The sequence below is a fragment of the Caulobacter hibisci genome, from assembly GCF_016135805.1.
Lineage (GTDB): Bacteria > Pseudomonadota > Alphaproteobacteria > Caulobacterales > Caulobacteraceae > Caulobacter > Caulobacter hibisci.
In genome coordinates this window covers 250,911-276,453 of the sequence record NZ_JADWOX010000004.1, presented here as the reverse complement: position 1 = coordinate 276,453, position 25,543 = coordinate 250,911, and the positions used below count along the sequence as shown (strand labels likewise).

Genomic DNA, 25,543 nt, shown 5'->3' with positions numbered 1-25,543 from the left:
GGAGTTTCCTTGAAGGGGGATCGAATGAGCTTCTGGACGCGCCGCAAGGCGCTCGACGCGATCGTGGCGGTGGACGCCGGCCACAGGCTCAAGCCCACGCTCAGCTGGCCGCACCTTCTGGCGCTGGGCATCGGCGCCATCATCGGCACGGGGATCTACACCCTGACCGGCATCGGGGCCGAGCGCGCCGGACCGGCCGTGATCCTGGCCTTCGCCGCCTGCGGCGTGCTCTGCGTGTTCGCCGCCCTGGCCTATGCCGAGGTCGCCACCCTGATCCCCGCGGCCGGCAGCGCCTACACCTACGCCTATTCGGTGCTGGGCGAGGGCCTGGCCTGGATCGTCGGCTGGAGCCTGGTGCTGGAATACGCCGTGACCTGCGCGGCCGTGGCCGTTGGCTGGTCGGGCTACATGGTGGGCCTGTTGAAGAGCGTCGGGATCGCCCTGCCGCCCGAGCTGCTGGCCGGTCCGCACGCGGGCGGGATCATCAACCTGCCGGCGGTGCTGATCACCGTGGCGGTGACGGCCCTGCTGGCCAAGGGCGCGCGCGAGAGCGCCACGGTCAACATCGTGCTGGTGATCATCAAGATCGTCGCCCTGGCGGTGTTCGTGACCCTGACCATCGGCGCGATCAAGGCCGCCAACTTCCACCCCTTCATGCCCTACGGCTTCGCCTCCCACACCGAGGGCGGCCATCCGCGCGGGGTGATGGCGGCCGCGGCCATCGTGTTCTTCGCCTTCTTCGGCTTCGACGCGGTCTCGACCTCGGCCGAGGAGGTCAAGAACCCCAAGCGGGACCTGACCATCGGCATCATCGGCTCGATGCTGATCTGCACGGTGATCTACATGATCGTGGCCGCCTGCGCCGTCGGCGCCTGGCCCTATGCCGAGTTCGCCCGTTCGAGCGAGCCCCTGGCCTTCATCCTGCGCTCGCTGCAGCATCCGGTCGCCGCCGTGGCCATCGCTGTGGCCGCCATCCTGGCCCTGCCGAGCGTCATCCTTGTGATGATGTACGGCCAGACCCGTGTGTTCTTCGTCATGGCCCGCGACGGGCTGCTGCCCAAGGCTCTGGGCAAGCTCAGCGCCAGCCACGCGCCGGTGCGCCTGACCCTGATCACCGGCGTGGTCGTGGCCCTGGTCGGCGGTTTCCTGCCGCTGGACCAGATCGCCGAGCTGTCCAACGCCGGCACCCTGCTGGCCTTCATCTGCGTCGCCGTCTGCGTGATGGTGCTGCGGGTGACGCGGCCCGACCTGCCGCGCCTGTTCCGCTGCCCGGCGGTGTGGATCGTCGCGCCGCTGGCCGTGGTCGGCTGCCTCTACTTCATGATCAGCCTGCCGATGGGCACCCTGCTGCGCTTCGTGGGTTGGAACGCCATCGGCCTGGTCGTCTACCTGCTCTACAGCCGCCGCACGAGCCTGCTGGCCAAGGGCGTCGACGTCCCGCCGGTCAGTGACGCGGCGATCTAGAAGCGTTCTCGCCCGTACCTTCTAGCCGTGTGTCCCCGCGAAGGCGGGGACCCAAGCTGGCTTTCAGGATCGAGCGCGTTCCGCGCCAAAAACTGCGGCCTCGGCTTGGATCCCCGCCTTCGCGGGGATGCTCGGAGGAGGGGCAGGGATACTCAAGAAAGCAGAAGCCCCGCCGGTCCGTCCGGCGGGGCTTTTTCATGCGCTATCGTCCAAAAAAATAACGCCGCCGCTTGGGGAAGCGGCGGCGTTGGCTGGCGGGGGGCAGCCAGCGGGGGAAAGCTATTTCGGACGCAGGACGATCGTCTTGGCCTTGTCGCCCAGCGCCAGGGTGTAGGCTCCGCGTTCGAAGGTGCCTTCAGCCGGAGCGTAGGGCTTGGCGCCGGCCGTGGTGGCCTCCACCAGCAGGCGGGCGGCCGGGGTGGACGTGTCGGCGGCCGCCAGGGTCAGGGTGATCTCGCCGGTCGCCGGGACATAGGTCGCCGCCTCGATCTTGCCGGCCTCCAGCGTCAGCCAGGCGCCGACCGGCGCGACGAACAGGCGGGCGCGGGCGCCGTCCTTGGGAACGATCCGCACCACGCCGCCGGTCTCGTTGACGTCGCCGCCGAAGCCCAGCCAGCCGAAGGTCGGATCCTTCACCGCATAGGTCGCCGCCGCATAGGCGTGGCCGAAGAAGCCCATGCCGTAGTCGCCGCTGAGCGGATCCCACTTCATCATGTCGGGATAGGAGTGGAAGGCGGCCGAGCCGAAGCCGTCCTGGTCGATATTGGTCACGCCGCCCATCATGCCGCCGTAGGCGACGCGCAGCAGGTGGAGGTCGGCCGGATTGGCGCGGAAGGCGTCGAACAGCGGCACGGCGTTGAGGGCCGAACCGTAGTGGTGGATCTGCCGCTCGATGCGCGAGTATTTGCCGCCGTAGAGGAAGTCCCAGTAGCGGCGGGCGTTGCCGTTATAGCCCCAGCTGGGGATGGTCGGGTCGTAGGCGAGGATCACCTCGCGGGTCTCGTCAGCCTGCGGCTGGTAGCCGAAATAGCGCATCCAGGCATAGACCTCGGGCTGGCCCGTGGAATCCCAGGCCATCTCGCTGCCGAACGGATAGGGCAGGGTCTTCCAGTGGTCGGCGCGGCCCTTCATCAGGGCCTCGTACTCGGTCGCCTCGGCGGTCATGCCCTCGCGCTTCAGGTCCTTGAGGATGTCGACGAAGACGTCGCCTTCCATCTGGCCGAACTGGGCGTAGTAGGGGGCGTCTCGCATCATCGCCACGGCGGTGATCCGCGCGTGGTCCAGATACCAGCGCCAGTCATGGAGGGTGATCAGGCCCTGGTGGTTGCGGGCCAGGCGGTAGAGCACCCAGTGGCCGATGGCCACGTGCGGATAGTTGTACGAGCGGCCCAGATCACCCGCGTCCTTCTTCGACCACGAGGTCCAGGAGCGCCAGTCGATCTTGGGGTCGTAGTAGCCCGGCAGTTCGTCGGGCTGGTAGTAGAACAGGCTCTTCTTGACCGCCCCTGCCTGCGGGCCGTCGGCGACCTGCAGTTCGCCGACCACGGTCTCGTCGACCAGACGTTCGAGCTTGGCGACCTCGCCCGCGTCGGGATTGTCGAGCTGCTTCATCATCGCCGCCACCCAGGCGCCGGCGCCGCCTTCGTCGCTCATGCCCGCGACCCAGACCCGCGAGTCCTGGCTGACGATCTTGTCGGTCTCGCGGTCGTAGCTGAGGATCGCCGGCGAGCGGCCGAACGGGTCGGCCTTGTCGTCGAACCACTGCTTGTCGGTGGTGAAGCGGCCCAGATCGGCCATGGTCTGTTCAAGCGGCTTGGTGACGAAGTAGCTGACCGTCTGCACCTGGCCGTCGGCATAGGTGATCGACAGGGTCGAGCGGCCCCAGCCCGAGGCCTTGACGTCATAGCGCGCCCAGCCCTTGCCCGAGCCCGCCGCCGTGGCGGTCAGGGCGCCGGCCGGGAAGCTCTCGATCCTGGCCACCTTCGAGGGCGACTTCAGGAACAGCGCGCCCTGCTGGTCGGTGGGCAGCACGTAGCCGGGCACGCCCACGGCCACTGGCCGCTTGTTGGCGACCAGGGTGTCCTCGATGGCGCGGATCGACGGCGAGGCCACGAAGCGCACGCCGATGACCCGGGTCTCGCCCGGTTTCAGGACGAAGCTGGTTGGGACGTTCCACTGCTGGCCGGCGGTCTTCCACTCCTTCTCGGCGAAGCCGAGGCTGGCGATCGTCCAGTCGTAGAAGCCCTCGGCGGTCTGGCCGCGGTCGGTGCGGTCGGTGAAGATGTCGCCGTCGCCGCGCGTGGCGCGGGCCTCGCGGATCGGGCGATAGGCCTCCAGCGGCGTGCCGGTCTCGGGCAGCACCAGCAGGGCCGGGCCCTTGCCGTTCAGGCGGGTCACCTGCAGGTAGCCGGCGTCGCGGCCGATATAGGGATCGACGAAGCTGGCCTGGGCGTGGGCCTCTTCCAGCGAGCGGTCGGTGATGATGTTGTCGAACACCATCGGCAGGCCCAGGGCCCCGATCTCCAGCGGCGCCTTGCCGGTGTTGACCAGGGTGAAGCGCAGGGCCAGCACGCCGTTGTCGTTGACCCAGCGGCGCTCGATCCGCACCGGCGCGTTTTCGCCCAGCGAGGCGGTGATGTCGGCCGCGGCCAGCACCGCGCCGCCGGCCTTCAGCGGGCGGATCGGCTTGCGGGTGTGGGCCGAGCTGAAGTCGCGCCAGGCTCCGCCGGCTTCACGCGCCCGCAGGTGGATGTCGCCGATATGGACATAGCCGTCCGCTGCGCGCTCGGCCTCGCGGGCGCCGGGCGTGAAGTCGAAGGCCGCTTCGCCCAGGGGGGACAGGCGCGCCAGGGTCTGGGTGTCGCTCCGCAGGTCCAGCTGGAACTGCTTGGTGCGATAGGCCGTCTTGGCGATCGGCGGAAAGACCTTCTTCTCGGCCTTGGGCGGCTCCTGGGCGAAGGCCGTCGCCGGGACGGGCAGGGCTGCGGAGGCGCCGGCGAGCAGCAGCAGGGCCAGGGAGAGGGGGCGTGCGGTTTTCATCTTATGCCTCATCGCGAGACCGGAGCCGAAACGGGAGCCGTCGCCGTCGTCAGCGGCGGCGGGGCTTCGTCGAGCAGGTTGCGGGTGAAGTAGTCGCGCAGCTTCTTGTGGAAGAAGGGCTGACCGACGGCGTGGGTGGTGTTGGGCAGGATCACCAGGTCGACGTCGCGGCCGGCCTTGATCAGGGCCTGGGCCAGGCGAAGGCTCTCGGTGACCGGCACGTTGTCGTCGATGTCGCCGTGCACCAGCAGCAGCTTGCCCTGCAGGTTGGCCGCCACCGACATGTTGGAGTTGCGCTCCCAGGTGGCCTCGTCGGCCAGGCCCATCGAGACTTCCGGCCACCAAGCCTTGTCCAGGCGCAGGTCGTGATTGCCCGACGAGGCGACGGCGACCTTGAAGAACTCCGGCCGGCGCAGCACAAAGCGGGCGGCGTCGTAGCCGCCGGCCGAGCCGCCGTAGACACCCACGCGGGTCGCATCCATTTCCGGATGCTTTTCCGCCATCTGCTTGATCATGGCGATGTGGTCGTCGACGCCGACCTCGCCGAGGTTCTGGTAGGCCGGCAGGCGGAAGGCCTGGCCGCGCCGCGAGGTGCCGCGGCCGTCGATCATCACCACGATCGCGCCGATCTGGGCGACGCTGTTGCCGCCGGCCAGGACGCTTTCGCTCCACTCGGTCGGGACCTGGGTGGTGGTCGGGCCGGTATAGACGTTGTCGATCACCGGATAGCGCCGCTTGGGGTCATAGCCGGCCGGACGGAAGATCATGCCGTAGAGCGGCGTCTTGCCGTCGGCGGCCAGGCCCTGGAACGGCTCGGGCGGGGTGAAACCGGCGGCCAGCAGGGCGCTGGCGTCGGCGCGCCCCAGCTCGGCGACGATCTTTCCGTCGGCGGCGTCGCGCAGCACGGTGCGGGTCGGCTGCGTCGGGCTCGACATGGCGTCGACGAACCAGCGGCCGTCCGGCGACACCCGGGTGTCGTGGTCCAGCGGCTCGGGCGTCAGCAGGCGTGGCGTGGCGCCGTCGAGGCCGGTGCGATAGAGGGCGCGGTCGTAGGGGTTACGGTCGGTCTCGCGTCCGACGCCGGTCAACACCAGGCTCTTGGCCGCCGGGTCGATGTGCTCGATCGACAGCACTTCCCAGCGGCCGCTGGTCAGGGCCGCGCCGCCGTCGGGGGCGTCGGGCTTGACCAGATAGAGCTGGGCCCAGCCCGAGCGCTCGGAGATCACCAGTTCGCCGCCGAGTTCCGGCTGCGGCTGGATCTGGGTGGAGGTCACGGTGACGATCGGCTTGACCGCCTCGCGCGCCACGATGGTCGCCGCGCCAGTCTTCGGATCGGCCGAATAGACGACCAGCTGGCCATAGCCGCGCTCAGTCCACTGCACGCGGACGCGGTCGCCGATCCAGCCCAGGTCCGGATCGGCCGGATAGAGCAGCGACTCGCTGGGTATCTGCAGGGCGACCGGCTTGGCCTTGCCGTCCTTGAAGGCCTGCTCGACGTCGATCACCAAGCGCGTGGCCTGCGGCAGCACTTTCGCGCCGGCCAGCGGATAGACATAGGCGAAGCTGCGCGGATAGAGGCCGCCGGGGTTCTGCTGGGTGATCGACAGGCGCTCGACACCCCGGGTGTCGAGCCGCCAGGTCAGGATCTTGGAGCCGTCGGGCGACCAGCGCACGGAGACCGGCATGTCCGGCTCTTCCTTGCCGGCCTTCAGGATGTCGGCCAGTTGCGGGATGCCGCGACCATAGGGCTGCTCGCGTGCACCATCGGTGGTGAGGGCGACTTCGCGGCTGGTCTTCAACTCGCGAGCATAGAGGTTGAAGTCGCGGGCGACGATCTCGAAGCGGCCGTCGGGCGACAGGGCCGGGTTCCACTCGGCCTCGTGCGTCTCGGACAGCTCGCCCTTGGCCGACAGGCTCCAGCGCTTGCCCTGGGCGTCGAACGACAGCACGTCGCCGGCCGTGTCGAAGCCCAGGCGGTTCAGCCACAGGCCGTCGGCCGCGACGGGCTTGCCCAAGGCCGCCGACAGCTTGGCGGCCAGGGCGGCGTCGTCGGTCAGGACACGATCCTGGCGGGTCGCAAGATCAATGAAGCGCACCGCGCGCTGGCCGGCCTTGCCCTTCAAGTAGAGCAGGCCCTTGCCGTCGTCTGTGAAGGCCGGCTGGAGATCGGCGTCGACGATCAGCTTGGCCAGGTTCTGGCGCAGGAAGGCGTCGGCCTTGCGGTAGCGCTCGGCGATCGGCGGCTGGGAGGATGGCGCGTTCGCCGTCGCGACCGGCTTGGTCGTCGAGGCGGCCACCGCCGGAACCGACAGCGCCAACACGGCGCCCGCCGTCATCCACAAGGCCGCTTTTCGCGACATGCGCGTATTGGTCCGCAAGGCTCACCCCCGTTTCGCTGCGTGCAGAAACGCCGGTCGCCGATGCGTCGTCAAGGAAATTATACGATATATGATCAGACTTTTTCCCGACTGCTCGTCGCGAACGGTGCTAGGCGGTCTGCCTCGGGCAGCGGATGTTTCGCCTTATCGGCAAGCCTGTTCGACGCCATCGGTCATCACTGATCCGGTCCAGCCTGGGTCGGCAAACCGCTGATCTCACTGCCTGAATATCGATCGCCGCCTGCTCGGACGGTGCATGCCGTCCTGAACAGGGAGCGTCTTTCGGCGCCGCTTTCGACCTTCCGGCCAATCGGATGATTGACCTTCCAAAATATGTCTGACTAATTTCGTATACTGTATTTTGTAGGGGTCTCCTTGATGTCCGCCAGCCGCCGCGACTTGCTGCTCGCCACCGCCGCCGTCATGGCGACCGCCCAGCCCCTGCGCGCGCTCGCCGCCGGCAAGGGCCCCGTGGTCCCGGCCAAGGCCAAGCCGCTGCCGCTGAACGACGTGCGCCTGCGCCCCTCGGACTTCGCCACGGCCGTCGAGGTCAACCACGCCTATCTGCTGCGCCTGAGCCCCGATCGCCTGCTGCACAACTTCATGATCTTCGCCGGCCTGCCGGCCAAGGGCGAGATCTATGGCGGCTGGGAATCGGACACCATCGCCGGCCACACCCTGGGCCATTACCTGACTGCCCTGGTCCTGACCTGGCAGCAGACCGGCGACGAGGAATGCCGCCGCCGCGCTGACTACATCGTCTCCGAACTGGCCCGTGCTCAGGCCAAGCGCGGCACCGGCTACGTCGGCGCCCTGCAGCGCAAGCGCAAGGACGGCACGGTCGTCGACGGCGAGGAGATCTTCGGCGAGGTGATGAAGGGCGACATCCGCTCCGGCGGCTTCGACCTCAACGGCTCCTGGTCGCCGCTCTATACGGTGCACAAGCTGTTCGCCGGCCTGCTGGACGTCAACGGCGCCTGGGGCAATCCCCAGGCTCTGCAAGTCGTGACCGGCCTGGGCGCCTATTTCGAGAAGGTGTTCGCCGCCCTCGACGACGCCCAGATGCAGACCCTGCTGGGCTGCGAATATGGCGGCCTCAACGAGAGCTACGCCGAGCTCTACGCCCGCACCAAAGATGCCCGCTGGCTGGTCGTCGCCGAGCGCATCTACGACCGCAAGGTCCTCGATCCGCTGGCCGCGCAAGAGGACAAGCTGGCCAATTTCCACGCCAACACCCAGGTACCCAAGCTGATCGGCCTGGGCCGGCTCTACGAGCTGACCGGCAAGGAGAAGGACGCCACGGCCGCGCGGTTCTTCTGGCAGACCGTGACCCAGCACCACAGCTACGTCATCGGCGGCAACGCCGACCGCGAGTATTTCTCCTCGCCCGACAGCATCGCCGACCACATCACCGAGCAGACCTGCGAGCACTGCAACACCTACAACATGCTCAAGCTGACCCGGCAGCTCTACAGCTGGAAGCCGGACGGCGCGCTGTTTGACTATTACGAACGGGCGCACCTCAACCACGTGATGGCGGCGCAGAACCCCAAGACCGGCGGCTTCACCTACATGACGCCGCTGATGACCGGCTCGACGCGGGGCTTCTCGACCACCGACGACGACGCCTTCTGGTGCTGCGTCGGCAGCGGCATGGAGAGCCACGCCAAGCACGGCGAGTCGATCTTCTGGGAAGGCGAGGGGACCCTGCTGGTCAATCTCTACATCCCGGCCGACGCCCAGTGGAAGGCGCGCGGCGCGGCGCTCAAGCTCGAAAGCCTCTACCCGTTCGAACCCGAGAGCCGCCTGACGCTGAGCAAGCTGGCCAAGCCCGGCCGCTTCACCATCGCCCTGCGCGTGCCCGCCTGGGCCGCGGGCAAGGCCGTGGTCAGCGTCAACGACTCGGCGGTGACGCCGGTGCTGTCGGGCGGCTACGCCCTGGTCGAGCGCCAGTGGAAGGCCGGCGACGTGGTCTCCATCGCCCTGCCGCTGGAGCTGCGGGTCGAGGCGACGCCCGGCGATCCCAACACCGTCGCCTTCCTGCGCGGCCCGATGGTGCTGGCCGCCGATCTCGGCGCCGCCGAGAGCGAGTGGAACAGCGCCGATCCCGCCATGGTCGGCGACGACCTGCTGGCCGGCTTCAAGCCGGTCGAGGTCAAGAAGGCGCTCTACGCCGTCGACGGCGTGTCTCGGCCGGGCGCCCTGGCCTTCGCGCCGTTCTACAGCCAGTACGAGCGCCGCAGCGCCGTCTACTTCAAGCGTTTCACCGAGGCCTCGTGGAAGACCGAGGAGGCCGCCTTCCTGGCCGACCAGGCCAAGGCCCGCGACATCGCCGCCCGCTCGGTGGACGTCATGCACCTGGGCGAGATGCAGCCCGAGCGCGACCACAACCTGACCTCGGACATCTCCTATCCGGTCAGCTATCGCGGCCGTAACGGCCGCGACGCCCGCTCCGGCGGCTTCTTCGAGTTCGACATGAAGGTGCGGGCCGGGGCGCTGATCCTTCAGGCGACCTACTGGGGTGGGGAGCGCTCGCGCACCTTCGACATCCTGGTCGACGGGACCAAGGTCGCCACGCAGGTTCTCGACAACGACCGCGCGGGCAAGTTCTTCGACGTCGAATACCCACTGGCCGAGGCCCTGACCAAGGGCAAGACCAGCGTCAAGGTGCGCTTCGTTCCCAAGGAGCGGTCGAGCGCCGGTCCGGTGTTCGGCGTGCGGGTGTTCAGCGCGAAGGCTGGAGCCACGGCATGAACCGTCGCAGTCTGATGTTCTCCGGCGTGGCCGTCCTCGGCCTCGCCGCCGCGCCGGCCTGGGCGGCGTCCGCCGGTTCGGCCGACAAGCGGTTCGAGGCGATCTACACCGCCGAGTACGACTGGCGGGTCAGCCAGTCGGCGCCCGACGAGGACAATCCCAACGCGCCCAAGCGCCTGCCCGACGTCGGCCCCGCCGTCCAGGCCGAGCGCCTGAAGCGCTGGACCGAGGTCTCGCGCCAGCTGGCCGGCTTCCCGGTCGCCGAGCTGTCGGTCGCCAACAAGATCAACTTCGCCGTCTACAAGGGCCAGATCGACGCCCTGCTGGCCGAGCAGAAGTACCGCGAGTACGAAAAGCCGCTGAGCGCCGACACCAGCTTCTGGGGCGATGTCGCCGAATGGTCGCGCGGGTCGTTCCGCACCGAGGACGACTACCGCAACTACATCGCCATGCTGCGCGAGATCCCGCGCTACTACGGCCAGCAGATCGTCAACATGCGCAGCGGGCTGAAGCGCGGCTTCACGGCGGCCAAGATCACCCTGCAAGGCCGCGAGGCGGGCGTGGTGCTGGCCGCCGAGGCCAAGACCCCGCAGGATTCGCCGTTCTACGCGCCGTTCAAGACCATGCCGGCGGTGATCCCGGCCACGGTCCAGGCCGAGCTGCGCGGCCAGGCGGCGGACGCCATCACCAAGGACGTGACGCCGGCCCATGCCGGCCTGCTGGCCTTCCTGCGCAACGACTACATCCCCGGCGCCCGCACCTCGCTGGCGGCCTACGACCTGCCGGACGGCAAGGCCTATTACCAGTCCAAGATCGTCGAGTTCACCACCACCGAGCACACGCCCGACGAGATCCACGCCATCGGCCTGTCGGAAGTCGCCAAGATCCGCGGCCGGATGCTGGCGGTGATCAAGGAGGTCGGCTTCCAGGGCGACCTGCCGGCCTTCCTGACCTATCTGCGCACCGATCCGAAGTTCTACGCCAAGACCCCGCAGGAACTGCTCAACCGCGCCGCCTGGGTCGCCAAGACCTTCGACGGCAAGGCCAGCCAGTGGTTCGGCCGCCTGCCGCGCAGCCGCTTCGCCATCAAGCCGGTGCCCGACGAGATCGCGCCGTTCTACACCGGCGGCCGCGGCGGGCCGGGCATCTACCTGGTCAACACCTACGACCTGCCCTCGCGCCCGCTCTATTCGCAGGTCGCCCTGACCCTGCACGAGAGCGCGCCGGGCCACGCCTTCCAGATGCCGCTGGCCGCCGAGAACAAGGACCTGCCGGCCTTCCGCCGCGACACCTACCTGTCGGTCTATGGCGAGGGCTGGGCGCTCTATTGCGAGACGCTGGGCGAGGACATGGGCATGTACGAAACGCCCTACGACCGCTTCGGCATGCTCAGCTACCAGATGTGGCGCGCCGCGCGGCTGGCGGTCGACACCGGCATCCACGCTAAGGGCTGGACCCGCGAGCAGGCCCGCCAGTACCTGCACGACAACACCGCCATGGGCGACCACGAGATCGGCACCGAGGTCGATCGCTACATCGCCTGGCCGGGCCAGGCCCTGTCCTACTACATGGGCATGCTGGCCTTCCAGGAAGGCCGGGCCCGCGCCGAGAAGGCTCTGGGGCCGAAGTTCAACATACGGGCCTTCCACGACGCCGTGCTCGAGATCGGCTCGGCGCCGATCCCGGTGATCCAGGCCCGCGTCGACCAGCTGATCGCCGACGGCGGCAAGGGGCCCTATCCCGATGAGGAATGAGTTGAAGCGCGCCCTGGCTGCGGGCGCGGCCCTGTTGCTGTCGCCCGTCGCGGCCTGCGCGGCCGGCCCCGAAGCCATCCACGCCCCGGGCAATCCGATCCTGGCCGACGGCCGCTACTATTCGACCGATCCTGCCCCGGTGGTCGACGGCGATACGCTGTGGATCCTGGCCGGTCGCGACGAGGCGCCCGCCGACGTCAACGACTTCATCATGAACGAGTGGCAGCTGCTGGCCACCAAGGACCCGGCGTCGGGCGACTGGCTGCACTATCCGGCCATCGCCAAGCCGCAGGCGGTGTTCAAGTGGGCCGAAGAGGGCCGCGCCTATGCCGGCCAGATCGTCAAGGGGCGCGACGGCAGGTTCTATCTCTACGCGCCCGTGCTGCAGGCCGGTGGAAACGCCAGGGACCGCTTCGCCATCGGCGTGGCGGTGTCCGACAGCATGACCGGCCCGTGGATCGACGCCCATCCGTCCGGCCCGATCATCTCGCAGACCACCCCTGTCGCCAACGACATCCAGAACATCGACCCCACCGTGCTGATCGACGACGACGGCAAGGTCTACATCTACTGGGGCACCTTCGGGCAGCTGCGCGGCATGGAATTGGCCGCCGACATGGTCACGCCCAAGGGGGCCGAGGTGAAGGTCGAGGGGCTGACCGGCTTCTTCGAAGCGCCATGGCTGATGAAGCGCAAGGGCGTCTACTACATGCTCTATGCCGGCAACCGCGCCGGTCCGAAGTCGGACTGCACGCCGGCCGTCTATCACGCCTGCATCGCCTACGGCACGGCGACTTCGCCGCTGGGACCGTGGACCTATCGCGGCGTGATGCTGGGGCCGGTGTCGTCGACGACCTCGCACGCGGGCGCGGTGGAGTTCAAGGGCCGCTGGTACATGGCCTACCACACCGCCGACGCGGCGGGCGGCGGTCACTTCCGGCGCAGCGTGGCGGTGGACCCGATCGAGTGGGACGACAGCGTCAGCCCGCCCGCCATCCGCAAGCTGATTCCGACCCGCCGGTCGCAACCCGCGCCGACTGCGACCCGCAACATCGCCGGCCAGGCCACCGCCGGGGCGTCCAACGAGCCGATCCCGGTCCAGTACTGGATCAAGGCCCTGAACGACGGGATTACCAAGGCATCGCCCTTGCCGCCCGATACCTGGGGCACCTGGTCGCCGAACAATCCGCCGCGCCAGTGGGTCGAGTACCGCTTCGACGCGCCGGTGACCGTCGACGGCGCCCGTATCTGGTTCTGGGGCGACCAGCCGGCCGGTTCGGGCATCGGCGTCGCCCCGCCCAATACCTGGCGGATGGAATACTGGGACGGCGGCTGGAAGCCGGTGGTCGGTCCTAAGGGCTTCGGGACCGAGGTCGGCGCCTTCCAGGACGCCAGCTTCGCCCCCGTGACCACCCGCTGCCTGCGGGCGGTGTTCGACGCCTCTTCGGCGGGCGGAACCCACGCCGCCGTCGCCGTTCAGGAATGGGAAGTGCTGGCCCCCAGCCCGGCGCTTCCCCAGTCCGGCTCAGGCCATGCGCCGCCCTGCGAGGCCGCGCGCTGAGCCGACTTTGGACGATCCGCGCGCCGGGCCGGGCGCGCGGATCGTCTTTGACCCATTTCGAGGCTCTGGCGTCGCGCCGGGGACCACCCCATTGCTGCGCCTTGTCCGCAGCGCCCCCACAGGAGATCGCATGCGCCGCCTGCTAACCCCGCTCGCCCTCGGGCTCGTCGCTTCGCACGCGGCCATAGCCGCGCCCGCCGCCCAGCCGAAGCTGGCGGGGGTCTGGGCCTTCGACAGCGCGCCGTCCTATCCGGGCGTCACCCTGATGAAGATCGAGAACAAGGCCGGCAAGCCGACCGGAACCGTGACGACCGCCTGGTACGGCGCGATGGATATGCAGAACCTCGTCGTGAAGGACGGGGTCGCCACCTTCGAGCTGCGCAATCTCAACGACAAGGACCGGCCGACCCGCCAGTGGACGGCGACGGTGAAGGACGGCGGCGTCTCGCTCGTCGGCGACATCTGGTACGCTCATGTCGAGCAGCAGGGCCGCCCCGGCACGGCCGCCGACGCCAAGGCCCGCGCCTTCACCACCACCAGCCTGCCGCCGATGGGGCAACTGGCCACCGACGGCCTGGCCGCCAAGCCGCCGATGGGCTGGAGCAGCTGGAACAAGTTCGGCGCCGAGATCGACGACAAGACCGTCCGCGCCATGGCCGACGCCATCGTCGCCTTCGGCCTGCGCGACGCCGGCTATGTTTACGTCAATATCGACGACGGCTGGCAGGGCGAGCGCGGCGCCGACGGCGTGTTGCGCCCCAACGCCAAGTTCCCGGACATGAAGGCCCTGGCCGACTATGTCCATTCCAAGGGCCTGAAGCTGGGCATCTACAGCTCGCCCGGCCCCAAGACCTGCGCGGGCTACGCCGGCAGCTACGGCCACGTGGCCCAGGACGCAAAGACCTTCGCCGAATGGGGCGTCGACTACCTGAAATACGACCTGTGCTCGGGCGAGTGGTTCTATGCCGACGCCGACACCGTCCAGCGCACCTATTACGAGATGGGGGCGGCGCTGCGGGCCACCGGCCGGCCGATCGTCTATTCGCTTTGCCAGTACGGCCGCTTCGACGTCGGGGCCTGGGGCCGCCAGGTCGGCGGCCACCTGTGGCGCACCACCGGCGACATCACCGACGACTATCCGACCATGGCCAGGATCGGCTTCGACAAGAACGGCAAGGCCGAGCTGGCCGGTCCCGGCGGCTGGAACGATCCGGACATGCTGGAGGTCGGCAATGGCGGCATGACCAAGGACGAGTACCTGACCCACATGAGCCTGTGGGCGATGTCGGCCGCGCCGCTGATGATGGGTCACGACCTGCGCGACACCGGCGTCGAGGTGCTGAAGATCCTCGAAAATCGCGAGGTCATCGCCGTCGACCAGGACGCCAGGGGCGTGCAGGGCAAGGCCGTGCGCAAGGACGGCGCGACCGAGGTCTGGAACAAGCCGCTGGCCGACGGCTCGGTCGCGGTGGCCCTGTTCAATCGCGGCGACAAGGCCGCGCGGATGGAGCTGAAGGCGGCCGACGCCGGCGCTTCCGGCCTGGCCGGCGTGCGCGATCTGTGGCGCGGCGTCGACCTGCCGGCCGGCGAGCAGGCTTTCGACGTGCCGGCGCGCGGCGTGGTTATGGTCAGGGTGAAGGGGGGCTGAGCCTCCCTTTCACGCCGAAGAGGCGAGGGGCGCTGGCCGGTCGGTCAGCGCCCCTTTTTCATGCGCCCAGTCACGGGCGGGCGGACACAAAAAAGGGGAGGGACCCGAAGGTCCCTCCCCAACAAGAGCGAGCCGGGAGGGCGCCGCCCAGGCGACGCTCGGCGGAGCCGAGCGTCGAAACATCGCGGGTCAGTAGCGGAAGCGGGCGCTGACCTGCAGGGTGCGGGCCTGCACGCGCACGCCGAGCGGCAGCATGCGATCCTGCCCCCAATAGACGTTGTTGTTTTCCTTCAGCAGGTTGGAGCCCTCGAGGCTGAGGGTCAGCTGCTTGATCGGAGTCCAGTTGACCGCCGCGTCCAGGCGCGAGGTCGCGTCGTTGTACGGCGAGTATTCGGGGAATTCCGGCCAGACCCAGACCTTGTAGCGGGCCCGGTAATTGTAGGCGACGCGGGCGCTGAACTGCGGCGTGTCGTAATAGAGCGCCAGGTTGTAGGTGTACTTCGAAGTGCTGTCGGCGTCGTAGACGCCGGGGATGGCGCGCTGGGCCGCTTCCTTGAACGGATAGCGGATCTCGAACTTGTCCATGTAGGTGAAGTTCGCGCTGGCGCCGAAGTTGCGCAGCTTGCCGGGCAGGAAGTCGAAGAAGCCGCTGGCGTTGAACTCATAGCCCAGGAACTCGCCGGGACCGGCGTTGCGGTTCTTGTAGACGGTCCAGTCGGCTTGCTCGGTGCCGAGCTCCGGGTGCTTCTCGGTGGCGTAGTCGTAGTAGATGTAGCCATCGGGCTTTTTCAGGAAGACACCGGCTGAAACGATACCGCCACGGCCGAAATAGTATTCGAGCGAGGCGTCGTAGTTTGTCGAGCGGTTCGGCTTCAGGTCCGGGTTGCCCGAGAAGATCAGCTTGGCGTCAGTGATGATCGTCTGCCACGACGACGTGTCCAGGAAGCTGGGCCGCTGCACATTGTAGGTGTAGGCCAAGCGCAGTTGAAGCTTCGGCGTGAAGTGAACCACGGCGTTGATGCTGGGCAGGACGTCGACATAATCGCCGCCACCCGATGTCTCGACGATGTCGTCAGGCTTCCCAGGCACGACGGTGTACTTGGCGCTGTCGATCATGCCTTCGGTGCGCACGACCCGCACGCCGGCGACGCCGTCGATTGGGAAGCGGCCCTTGACCGCGTAGTTCAGGTTGACGAACCCGGCCAGCGACTTTTCGTCATCGACATAGCTCTGGCCGAGGTTGCCGGGCGGCTTTTCAGTGGTCCAGCTTGAGGCCGCGCGGAACGCCGGCAGGTTGGCCATGATGTCCTTGCCCGACAGGTGGTACCAGGTCGGGGAGAAGCCGCCGACGTCCGCCTGGGAGGTCACGACGCCGACGCCCTGGGCGAAGCCTGTCAGGCTGTGGGTCAGGAAGGTGTCGCGATAGCCGTAGTCGCGCGTGGTGTGGCGGTCGTTGTAGCGCAGGCCGACCATGATGCTCCGCAGCAGCTTGTCCTCGCTGACGCGATAGGTGGCGTCGGTGGCGATGACGAACTCGTGGCTCTTGGCGTAGGTCTGCTCGTCGTGCGTTTGGGACAGCTGGTAGTTGGCGACGTTCGACAGGTCCGTGGTCGGGAAGGTGATGAAGGCGCCTCGGCCGGGCACCTTGTTCGAATTCAGGTCGACGTTGATCGATTTGATCAGGCCGCCAGTCGAGTCCAGAAGACGTGCTATAGTCAGAATGCCGTAGTACTCGGTCGAGCTCCAGTTGTACTGGGTCGAGCCGTTGACCTGTAGCCGGTCGCCCCGCCAGTGTATCTCTGCATTTGTGGTGTAGTTGTCGGAGTCGACTTCCTCGTAATAGGACTGCGCGCTGGCGTCGACGCCCTCGTCGCGGCTGACGGTCAGTGACTGGACGGTGCGGCCGTCCGATCCCAGCACCACGTTGGAGACGGTGTGGCGATCATCGCGGATCGTGGCGTGCAGTCGATCGCGGGCGCGCTTTTCGGCGCTGCCGAAGTAGGAGCCCTCGAGTACGAAATCGAGGTGCTCGTTGTAGCGCCACTGGCCGACCAGGCTGATCGAAGGACGGGTGATCTTGCCCTGTTCCACGCCGTAGTTCACGGCGTAGGGGGAAATGATGTTCTGCTGGTTGGCGGGCAGGGAGGCGAGAGCCGTGCCGTTGAACTTCGCCGGGGACTCGCTCTCGACGAAGTCTTCTTCGTAGTTGTTGCGCGTGTAGGAACCGTTGATCAGGAAGCCCATCTCGCCGATGGCGGTGTCGAAGTGGTTGCCGACAAGCAGGCTGGCATAGGGGCTCTTGGTGTCGCCGGTGCTGCCGTAGACGTTCTTGATGCTGCCGGCGATCGTGTAGCCGTTGCGCAGGTCCAGCGGCCGGCGCAGTTCGACATTGACCGTGCCGGCGATGCCGCCTTCGACCTGGTCGGCGGTGCGGGTCTTGTAGACCTGGACCGACTTCAGCAGTTCGGCCGGGATGTCGGCCAGGTTGGTCGAGCGGGCCTCGCCGACGCTGTTGCTGTTGCCGTTGATGGTGGTCGAGATCCCGGACATGCCGCGGATCGTCACGTTCGAGCCTTCGCCGTGGACCCGCTCGATCTGCACGCCGGTGATGCGCGACAGAGCCTCGGGAACGTTGTTGTCGGGCAGCTTGCCGACGTCTTCGGATTCGATCGATTCCACGATCTGCGCCGACTTGCGCTTCTTCTCGGCCGCGGCGTTCAGGCTGCCCCGGATGCCCTTGACGATGACGGTATCGACGACGTTGGGGTCATCCTCCGCCTTTTTGTCCGACTTTTCGCTCGTCGCGCTCGTATCCGCTGCCGCCGGCTGGGCGTTCGCTGGGCACCATACCAAGACCGCCGACACGCTCGCCGCCGCTAACAACCAATCCTTACAACGGATCACCATCTGTCCTCTCCCCTGACAAATTCGTGACAGGAGGAACGCATATAACTCAGACAACGTCAAAATAAATTATACGATATATGGCCTACCATTCGGGGCTGCCGATTGCGAGGCGCCGGCCAGGGCGGAATTGACCCACGCGGCATCGCGGCCGCCCCGCGGGGCGGCCGGTCGTGGCGGCCGTCTGATGTCGGAAGTGCTCGCCCTCAGGCGCCGGCCTGGGCGTCCTCGACGGCGGTCGGCAGCCGGATGGTGAAGGTGCTGCCGAGGTTTTCGCCCGCGCTCTTCACCTCGATGGACCCGCCGTGCAGCGTGACCAGTTGCTTGACCAGCGCCAGCCCGATGCCGAGGCCGCCCTGGGCCTTCGTCAGGTGGTCTTCGACCTGGGCGAAGATCTCGAAGATCTTCGACTGCATCTCGGGCGGCACGCCGACCCCGGTGTCCTCGACGCTGATCTCGACCTGGCCGTTCGCCGCGTGCGCCGACAGGGTGATGGTCCCGCCGTGCGGCGTGTACTTGGCGGCGTTGTTGAGCAGGTTGGCGACGATCTGGGCCAGCCGCGTGGGGTCGGCGTCGAGCCAGACCGTCTCGGCGGGTAGGTCGGTGACGAACCGGTGGCCGCCGGCGTCGATATTGTGCTGGCTGGCCTCGATCGCCGAGTCCAGCGCGCCGGCGAGCTCGATCCGCTCGGTGCGTAGCGAGATCTTGCCCTGGCTGACCCGCGACACGTCCAGCAGGTCGTCGACCAGGTGCGAGAGGTGCGACAGCATCCGGTCCATACGTGTGCGGATGTCGCTGGCGCGCTCGGGCGGGATGTCCTTGTTGAGCAGGTGCAGGCCGCCGCTGAGCGCGGCGACCGGATTGCGCAGTTCATGGGCCAGAACGGCCAGGAAGCTGTCCTTGTGGCGGTCGGCGCGCCGCAGGGCCTGGGTCGCGGCCTCCAGCTCGTCGCGCTGGCGCTCGATCTGCTGGCGCTGCTGGTGCAGGTCGAAGAACACGGCGGCCTTGCTGCGCAGCACCGTCGGCTCGATCGGCTTCTGGATGAAGTCCACGGCCCCGGCCTCGTAGCCCCGGAAGCGGCGTTGCAGGTTGGCCGCGCCCGCCGTGACGAAGATGATCGGAATGTGCCGCGCGCGTTCGCTGCCGCGCATGAACTCGGCCAGCTCGAAGCCGTCCATGCCGGGCATCTGCACGTCGAGCAGGGCCAGGGCCACCTCGTGCATTAAGAGCAGTTCCAGCGCCTCCTCGCCCGAGCGGGCCTTCAGGCAGGTCAGGCCTTCGCGCTGGAGCAGGGCCTCCAGGGCCAGCAGGTTCTCTTCCAGGTCGTCGACCAGGAGGAAGTTGATCGGCTTTTCGGCGATCATCGGGCGGTTCCCAAACTCGACAGGTAGGATGCGATCGCATCCAGGGTCATGACGGCGGCGGTGGGGCACGCCTCCAGGGCGGACAGCGGCATGGCTTGCGAATGGGCTGCCGCCGGGTCCTCGACGATGGCCACGCCGCCGGCCTCGGCCAGGGCCTTCAGGCCGGCCGCGCCGTCGTGGTTGGCCCCGGTCAGGATCGCCCCGACCAGGCCCTCGCCGAACGCATCGGCGGCGCTCTCGAACAGCACGTCGATCGACGGCCGCGAATAGTTCACCGGCTCGTCGGTGGACAGCGACAGGCTGCCGTCGGCCTCGACCAGCAGGTGATAGTCAGACGGCGCGAAATAGATCGTGCCGCCGACGACGGGCTCCTTGTCCTCGGCTTCCTTTACGATCAGCCGGCACTTGGTCTGCAGCAGCGGCACCATCACGTTGTCGCGGTCCGGCGGCACGTGCACGACCACCAGGACGGGCAGGGGAAAGCTGGCGGGCAGGGCGGGCAGGATGGCCAGCAGCGCCTGCACCGCGCCGGCTGAGGCCCCGATCACGATGGCTTGGGCGGGCGACTGGGGCGAAGCGCCGCTCACGGTTCGCGCCTCTGGTAGATCTTCTCGCCGGGCACGAAGTCCGAGAAGCCTCCGGCATGGGCCGAGAACCGCAGGCTCTCCTTCGAGCCCAGCCCCAGGAAGCCCTTGCGGGCCAGGGAGTCGCGGAACAGGCCGATGGCCCGGTCCTGTAAGGGGCGGTCGAAATAGATCATCACGTTGCGGCACGAGATCAGGTGCATCTCGGCAAACACCGCGTCGGTGACCAGGCTGTGGTCGGAAAACACCACCCGCTCGCGCAGGCTCTTGTCGAATACGGCGCGCCCATAGGCGGCGGTGTAGTAGTCCGACAGCGACGAGCGGCCGCCGGACTTCTGATGGTTCTCGGTGAACTTGCGGATCCGGTCGAGCGCGTAGACGCCAGCTTCGGCCGCCGCCAAAGCCTCGGGATTGATGTCGGTCGCATAGAACAGGGTGCGGTCGTAGAGGCCTTCCTCCTTGAACAGGATGGCCAGCGAATAGACCTCCTCGCCGGTGCTGGACCCCGCGATCCAGACCTTCAGCGACGGATAGGTCTTCAGGTGCGGCAGCACCTTCTCGCGCAGCGCCCGGAAGTAGGTAGGGTCGCGGAACATCTCGCTGACCTGGACGGTCAGATAGTCGAGCAGGCGCGGCAGCATCGAGGCGTCGTGCAGCACGCGGTCCTGCATCGCCGAGATGGTGGCGTAGCCCAGCTGGTCGCGGGCCTGCACCAGGCGACGCTTGATCGACGCGCGGGCGTAGTGGCGGAAGTCGTAGTGGTAGCGCTGGTACAGCGCCTCCAGCAGCAGCTGAATTTCGAGGTCGACGACGGCTTCGGGCATGGCGCCTACCTCGGCATCCAGACCCGGACCAGCGAGAGCAGCTTGTCCACGTCGATGGGTTTGGCCATGTAGTCGTTGGCCCCGGCGGCGATGCAGCGTTCCTGGTCGTCGGGCATGGCCTTGGCGGTCAGCATCAGGATCGGCAGTTTGCCCCAGCGTGCGTCGTCGCGGATCTGGCGGGTGGCGGTCAGGCCGTCCATCACCGGCATCATCACGTCCATCAGCACCAGGTCGACGGTCCGCGCGGGATCTTCGGACGAGCGGGCCAGGGCGTCGATCGCCTCCTGGCCGTTGCGGGCGATCTCGACGATCGCGCCGCGCGGCTCCAGCACGTTGGTCAGCGAGTAGACGTTGCGGATGTCGTCCTCGACGATGAGGATCCGGCGGCCTTCCAGCACGGCGTCGCGGTTGCGGGCCTTCTGGATCATCTTCTGCTGCTCGGGCGGCAACTCCGACACCACCTGGTGCAGGAACAGCGACACCTCGTCGATCAGCCGCTCGGGCGACTTGGCGCCCTTGATGATGATCGAGCTGGAATAGCGGCGCAGCTTCTGCTCGTCGTCGGCCGACAGGTCGTGGCCGGTATAGACGATGACCGGCGGGAAGGCGCGCTCGCCGTCCTGGCTCAGGGTTTCCAGCAGCGAGTAGCCCGAGGCGTCGGGCAGCGACAGGTCCAGCACCATGCAGTCGAAGGTCTGGTGCTGCAGCGCCTCCAGGCACTCGGCCGCGGTGCCGACGGCGACGGTCTCGACGTCGCCCGAGGCCAGCAACCGGCCGACGGCCTCGCGCTGCACCGGGTCGTCCTCGACGATCAGGATGCGCCGCACGGTGCTGGTCAGCTTGGACTCCAGCGCTTGCAGCACCTCGGCCAGTTCGTCGCGCTTCACGGGCTTGACCATGTAGCCGATGGCGCCCAGCGACAGGGCCGTCTGGGCGTGGTCGCTGGCCGAGACCACATGGATCGGGATGTGGCGGGTGGCGTCGTCGCGCTTCAGGCGGTCCAGCACCATCAGGCCGGACTCGTCGGGCAGGCCGACGTCCAGCACCACGGCGCTCGGCTTGAACTGGCGGGCCAGCTTCAGCGCCTCCTCGGCGGTGCCGGCCACCAGGCACTGGAAGCCGATCTCGCGCGACAGGTCGCGGACGATGGCGGCGAACACCTCGTCATCCTCGATCACCAGCAGCACCCGGCGCGCGCCGGCCAACTGGTCGCGGTCGTCCTCGACGGCCTGGGCCAGCGGCGCGGGACGCGGCGCCTGCGGAAGGGCTTGGGGCGCTGAGGGCAGGGGAGAGGGCGCGCGGAGGCTCGGCTCGCGCGGCGCGACGCCGGTCGGATCGTAGGCCAGCGGGATCGTCACCTTGAAGGTGCTGCCTTCGCCGGGCCGGCTCTCCAGCGTGATGATGCCGCCCAGCAGGCGCGCCAGCTCGCGCGAGATCGACAGGCCAAGGCCGGTGCCGCCGTAGCGACGGCTGATCGTGCCGTCGGCCTGGCGGAAGGCCTCGAAGACACTTTCCTGCTGTTCGCGGGAAATGCCGATGCCGGTATCCTTCACCGCCAGCGACAGGCCGCCCAGGCCGTCCGGCGCGATGGTCAGGGTGACGCCGCCCTTCTCGGTGAACTTGAAGGCGTTGGACAGCAGGTTCTTGAGCACCTGCTCCAGGCGCTGGCGATCGGTCTCGATGGCGGCCGGGCAGCCCTCGGCGACCTGGATCTCGAAGGCCAGCTTGCGCTCGTCGGCGACCGGCTGGAACAGCTGGCGCAGGTCGCTGGTCAGGCGCTGCAAGGTCAGGGTTTCGGGCCGGATCTCGATGTGGCCGGCCTCGATCTTCGACAGGTCGAGGATGTCGTTGATCAGGGTCAGCAGGTCGTTGCCCGACGATGCGATGGTCTGGGCGAACTTCACCTGGTCGGTCGAGAGGTTGCCGTCGGGATTGTCGCTGAGCAGCTTGGACAGGATCAGCAGCGAGTTCAGCGGCGTGCGCAGCTCGTGGCTCATGTTTGCCAGGAAGTCGGACTTGTACTGGCTGGCCTGCTCCAGCTCGCGGGCCTTCAGAGCAATCGCCGCGCCGGTGCGCTCCAACTCGTCGCGCTGGGTCTCCAGGGTCTGGGCCTGCTCTTCCAGCTGGCTGTTGGTCTGCTCCAGCTCGACCTGCTGCTGCTCCAGCCGGGTCTGGGATTCCTTCAGGGCGCGACCCTGTTCCTCCAACTCCTCGTTGGAGACCCGCAGCTCCTCGCTCTGCACCTGCAGCTCTTCGGACTGGCGCTGGGTCTCTTCAAGGGCGTTCTGCAGTTCCGAGCGATAGCGCGCCGAGCGCAGGGCGATGCCGATGGCCGCGGCGGACTGGTCGAGCAGGGTCACGACCTGGTCGCCGACCAGATGCAGGAAGCCCAGCTCGATGACGGCGTTGACCGTGTCGTCGGCGTGGGTGGGCACGAGCACCAGGTGGCGCGGCTTGTCCTGGCCCAGGCCCGAACCGATCGCCATGTAGCCGTCGGGCACGTCGCGGACGATGGTCGGCTTGCCGTCGGCGGCTACCTTGCCCAGCAGGCCTTCCTTCAGGTTGAAGCGTTGCGGCACGTTGGCGTCGCCGGGAATGCCCAGGGCCGCGGCGCGATAGAAGTGGCCGTTCTCGCCCTTGAACAGGGCGCCGGCCTGGAAGCCGAGATAGTCGGCCAGGAACGACAGGATCGCCTCGGACAGCTCCTCGACCGACTTGTCGCCCATCATGGCGTTGGACAGGCCGACCTGACCCGACTGCAGCCACTCTTCGCGCGCCCGGCTGCTGGCGGCGCGGCGAACCAGCACGAACACCGCCACGGTCAGCAAGGCGCCCAGCAGGCCCGACAGCACGCCGCTGATCGTGGCGGTCTTGTAGGCCTCCTGCATCTCGGCGATGCGCAGGCTGCGAAGCCGGTTCTCTTCCTGGCTCATCACGCCGAGCTGGCTGCGGATGGCGTCCATCTCGGTCTTGCCGCGATCGGTGGACACGATGGCCAGGGCGGCCTGGGCGCCCTGGGTGCGGCGCGTCGAGATCGTCTCGTCCAGCTCGGCCAGCTTGGCGTCGATGTGCTTCTTCAGCTGGCGGGCGTTGGCCTGCTGTTCGGGATTGTCCTGGATCAGGGTCGTGACGGCTTCGAACCGCGTCGCCGCGGCGGTCACCGCGCTCTGGTAGGGCTCGAGATAGCGGTCGTTGCCGGTCAGCAGGTAGCCGCGCTGTCCCGTCTCGGCGTCCTGCGCGGTGGACAGCAGCTCGTCCAGCGCGATCAGCACCTTATGCGAGTGCATGATCATCTGGTTGTTGGTCCGCAGCACCTGGATGTTGCGGTAGGCGATCGTCCCGCTGACGACGAAGAAGGCCAGCACCAGCACGAGCCCCAGGGTCGTCCAGAGATCGACGTTGGTGCGGGAGACGGTGTGGCGGGAAGAGGTCGGCGACATGGGAACTCGAACAGGAAAACCCGCCTTGGCTAGGCGGAGGCCAGTTGGGATATGGCGATATGTGGGGTGTGGAGCAGGGCGCTAGCGGCTGTGCGCCGTCGCGTGCGGACGCGCGGCTTTGGCTGGATGCGGCCAGCCTGTGCAATGCTCTGAAGTCACTCGTTCCCCCACTCGCGGCCCTACGCGTAGGTTCCGTGAATGCGGCGGCAAGGCAAAGGTTCCGGATCGCGCGTGCGATTTCGGTTGGTTACCGCTGATCGCCGAACGAATGGGCGAGCGGGTTGGTCCTGAAGTTGGGCCGATGACGGCCCCGCGCCGGGTCCTAGGCGCGGGCCGGGCGTCCAAGCCGCGCGGCGGCGTAAAGCAGGCAGATCCCGCCGCCCACGGCGTTGAGCTGCATCAGCGAGATGGCCGGGGCTAGGCCCTCGGCCGCGCCGCGGGCGGCGAAAAAGTCGCTGAGCCAGCCGGTCAGGAACGGGCCCACGCCCATGCCGATGACGTTGAGCACGAACAGCATGCTGGCCATGCCCACGGCCCGCAGGCGCGGCGGCAGCAGCATCTGGCCAGCCGCGAACAGCGGGGCGGAGAAGGCCGAGCCGGCCAGTTCGGCCACGAAGTAGCAGAGATAGGCGGTCGGGCCGCTGGTCTTGAAGAACAGCAGGATGGCCGGGCCCATCACGGCGATGCCGATCATCGGCAACCACAGGTACCAACGCTGGTCGCGGTTGCCGAGACGGTCGGCGGCGAAGCCGAAAATGAGGGTTCCCACGAAACCGGTGACGCCTTGCAGCAGGCCGCTGACCGAGCCGACCTCGGTCGACGACAGGTGCTGCACGCGGATCATGTAGGTCGGCACCCAGTTTTCGAAGGCGCTGGCCGAGGCCGAGATCAAGGCGAAACCCAGGGCGATCGGCAGGAAGCTGGGGTGGGTGATGATGTGGCCGGCGGCTTCCTTCAGCGAGTACTGGCGGGCGTTCTCTTCCGTGGCGGCGTCGAAGGTCCCGCGCGGCGGCTCGCGCACGATCAGGAAGAACAGGGCCGCGACGATCATCCCCGGGAAGCCGACGATCAGGAAGGCGCTGCGCCAGCCGAAATGGTCCTCCAGCACGCCGCCGAAGGTCAGGCCCGCCCACATGCCGATCGAGATGCCCAGGCTGTAGACGGCGATCGCCGCCCCGCGCCGGGCCTGCGGGAAATAGTCCGAGATCAGTGAATAGGCGGCCGGCGAGCAGCCGGCCGACGAGACGGCGATGCCGAACCGCGCCAGGGCCAGGCCCATGAAGTTGCCCACGAAGCCGCTGATCACCGTCAGCGTGCTCCAGGTGCCGATGGCCGCGGCGATGATCGCCCGGCGCGAGCCCTTGTCGGCCAGCCGAGCGATCGGAAAGCCCGCCAGCGAATAGAGCAGGGACGAGCCGAAGCCGGTCAGAAGGCCGATCTCGGTGTTGGAGACCTTCAGGTCACGGCTGATCGGGTCGACCAGGATGATCAGCAGGAAGCGGTCGATCCAGCTGAAGGTGTAGACCAGGGTCAGCATGGCCAGCACCACCCAGGCCCGGCTCGACACCTTCGAGGCGGCCGGGGCGGGGGTTGCGTCGGCGATAGCGGCGTCGGCCATGATCGATCCTGGGAGTCTCTGACCCCGCCGAACAACCACGGCCCACGTCCCGGGTAGATGGCGATCTTCGCAACCATGCTTGGCGTGTTGCGTAACGAAGCCCAGGCCGCGTTGGGAAGCGTCGCCGTTCACTTCGAAATTCGCGCAACCATCATTGTGCAACGCGACATTCTCGCTGGCGGGCTCCTGCCAAATCCTCGCATCAGACCGG

At 68.0% G+C, this 25,543-nt stretch carries 13 protein-coding genes; 5 read left to right on the top strand and 8 right to left on the bottom strand.

Going from position 1 to position 25,543, the window contains the following annotated elements; translation table 11 throughout:
- Positions 1-24 precede the first annotated feature (24 nt).
- A complete protein-coding gene (locus I4Q42_RS08905; RefSeq protein ID WP_198575712.1) occupies positions 25-1,464 on the top strand; it encodes an amino acid permease in 1,440 nt (479 codons plus the stop codon).
- Positions 1,465-1,743: 279 nt separating this feature from the next.
- On the opposite strand, the gene I4Q42_RS08900 is transcribed toward I4Q42_RS08905, so the two are convergent.
- Positions 1,744-4,503, bottom strand: a complete 2,760-nt coding sequence (locus I4Q42_RS08900; RefSeq protein ID WP_198575711.1) for a DUF5695 domain-containing protein — start codon at positions 4,501-4,503, stop codon at positions 1,744-1,746.
- An 8-nt stretch (positions 4,504-4,511) separates the two neighbouring features.
- Entirely contained in the window at positions 4,512-6,839 is a 2,328-nt protein-coding gene (locus tag I4Q42_RS08895; protein WP_198575710.1) for a S9 family peptidase, read from the bottom strand.
- Between the two features lie 420 nt (positions 6,840-7,259).
- On the opposite strand from I4Q42_RS08895, the gene I4Q42_RS08890 reads away from it, so the two are divergent.
- The 4 genes from I4Q42_RS08890 (at position 7,260) to I4Q42_RS08875 (ending at position 14,598) form a co-directional block, all read left to right on the top strand.
- On the top strand, positions 7,260-9,635 hold the full coding sequence (locus tag I4Q42_RS08890; protein ID WP_198575709.1) for a beta-L-arabinofuranosidase domain-containing protein: 2,376 nt from the start codon (positions 7,260-7,262) through the stop codon (positions 9,633-9,635).
- Positions 9,632-11,389, top strand: a complete 1,758-nt coding sequence (locus tag I4Q42_RS08885) for a DUF885 domain-containing protein (RefSeq protein ID WP_232792979.1) — start codon at positions 9,632-9,634, stop codon at positions 11,387-11,389. The genes I4Q42_RS08890 and I4Q42_RS08885 overlap by 4 nt, the downstream gene beginning before the upstream one ends.
- Positions 11,379-12,950, top strand: coding sequence for a family 43 glycosylhydrolase (locus I4Q42_RS08880; protein ID WP_198575708.1), 1,572 nt, complete (start codon positions 11,379-11,381; stop codon positions 12,948-12,950). The genes I4Q42_RS08885 and I4Q42_RS08880 overlap by 11 nt, the downstream gene beginning before the upstream one ends.
- A gap of 130 nt (positions 12,951-13,080) precedes the next feature.
- A complete protein-coding gene (locus I4Q42_RS08875) occupies positions 13,081-14,598 on the top strand; it encodes a glycoside hydrolase family 27 protein (protein WP_198575707.1) in 1,518 nt (505 codons plus the stop codon).
- A 189-nt stretch (positions 14,599-14,787) separates the two neighbouring features.
- Here the strand turns inward: I4Q42_RS08875 and I4Q42_RS08870 are convergent, their stop codons facing one another.
- The 6 genes from I4Q42_RS08870 to I4Q42_RS08845 all read right to left on the bottom strand — a co-directional run bounded on the left by I4Q42_RS08870 (position 14,788) and on the right by I4Q42_RS08845 (position 25,332).
- Positions 14,788-17,505, bottom strand: coding sequence for a TonB-dependent receptor (locus tag I4Q42_RS08870; protein ID WP_232792978.1), 2,718 nt, complete (start codon positions 17,503-17,505; stop codon positions 14,788-14,790).
- 203 nt (positions 17,506-17,708) lie between these two features.
- Positions 17,709-18,866, bottom strand: coding sequence for a hybrid sensor histidine kinase/response regulator (locus I4Q42_RS08865; protein ID WP_198575705.1), 1,158 nt, complete (start codon positions 18,864-18,866; stop codon positions 17,709-17,711).
- Positions 18,863-19,453 carry a chemotaxis protein CheB gene (locus I4Q42_RS08860; protein ID WP_198575704.1) on the bottom strand — a complete coding sequence of 197 codons (591 nt, stop codon included), beginning with the start codon at positions 19,451-19,453 and terminating at the stop codon, positions 18,863-18,865. Before I4Q42_RS08860 ends, I4Q42_RS08865 begins: the two co-directional genes overlap by 4 nt.
- Positions 19,450-20,274: a CheR family methyltransferase gene (locus tag I4Q42_RS08855; RefSeq protein ID WP_198575703.1), complete on the bottom strand. Its 825-nt coding sequence runs from the start codon at positions 20,272-20,274 to the stop codon at positions 19,450-19,452. The genes I4Q42_RS08860 and I4Q42_RS08855 overlap by 4 nt, the downstream gene beginning before the upstream one ends.
- A gap of 5 nt (positions 20,275-20,279) precedes the next feature.
- Positions 20,280-23,714, bottom strand: a complete 3,435-nt coding sequence (locus I4Q42_RS08850; protein ID WP_198575702.1) for a response regulator — start codon at positions 23,712-23,714, stop codon at positions 20,280-20,282.
- Positions 23,715-24,036: 322 nt separating this feature from the next.
- Entirely contained in the window at positions 24,037-25,332 is a 1,296-nt protein-coding gene (locus tag I4Q42_RS08845; RefSeq protein WP_198575701.1) for a spinster family MFS transporter, read from the bottom strand.
- Positions 25,333-25,543 lie beyond the last annotated feature (211 nt).

Coding starts and splice junctions, on each gene's coding strand:
- I4Q42_RS08905 (WP_198575712.1), top strand. CDS start 25: ATGAGCTTCTGGACGCGCCGCAAGGCGCTCGACGCGATCGTGGCGGTG.
- I4Q42_RS08900 (WP_198575711.1), bottom strand. CDS start 4,503: ATGAAAACCGCACGCCCCCTCTCCCTGGCCCTGCTGCTGCTCGCCGGC.
- I4Q42_RS08895 (WP_198575710.1), bottom strand. CDS start 6,839: ATGACGGCGGGCGCCGTGTTGGCGCTGTCGGTTCCGGCGGTGGCCGCC.
- I4Q42_RS08890 (WP_198575709.1), top strand. CDS start 7,260: ATGTCCGCCAGCCGCCGCGACTTGCTGCTCGCCACCGCCGCCGTCATG.
- I4Q42_RS08885 (WP_232792979.1), top strand. CDS start 9,632: ATGAACCGTCGCAGTCTGATGTTCTCCGGCGTGGCCGTCCTCGGCCTC.
- I4Q42_RS08880 (WP_198575708.1), top strand. CDS start 11,379: ATGAGGAATGAGTTGAAGCGCGCCCTGGCTGCGGGCGCGGCCCTGTTG.
- I4Q42_RS08875 (WP_198575707.1), top strand. CDS start 13,081: ATGCGCCGCCTGCTAACCCCGCTCGCCCTCGGGCTCGTCGCTTCGCAC.
- I4Q42_RS08870 (WP_232792978.1), bottom strand. CDS start 17,505: ATGGTGATCCGTTGTAAGGATTGGTTGTTAGCGGCGGCGAGCGTGTCG.
- I4Q42_RS08865 (WP_198575705.1), bottom strand. CDS start 18,866: ATGATCGCCGAAAAGCCGATCAACTTCCTCCTGGTCGACGACCTGGAA.
- I4Q42_RS08855 (WP_198575703.1), bottom strand. CDS start 20,274: ATGCCCGAAGCCGTCGTCGACCTCGAAATTCAGCTGCTGCTGGAGGCG.
- I4Q42_RS08850 (WP_198575702.1), bottom strand. CDS start 23,714: ATGTCGCCGACCTCTTCCCGCCACACCGTCTCCCGCACCAACGTCGAT.
- I4Q42_RS08845 (WP_198575701.1), bottom strand. CDS start 25,332: ATGGCCGACGCCGCTATCGCCGACGCAACCCCCGCCCCGGCCGCCTCG.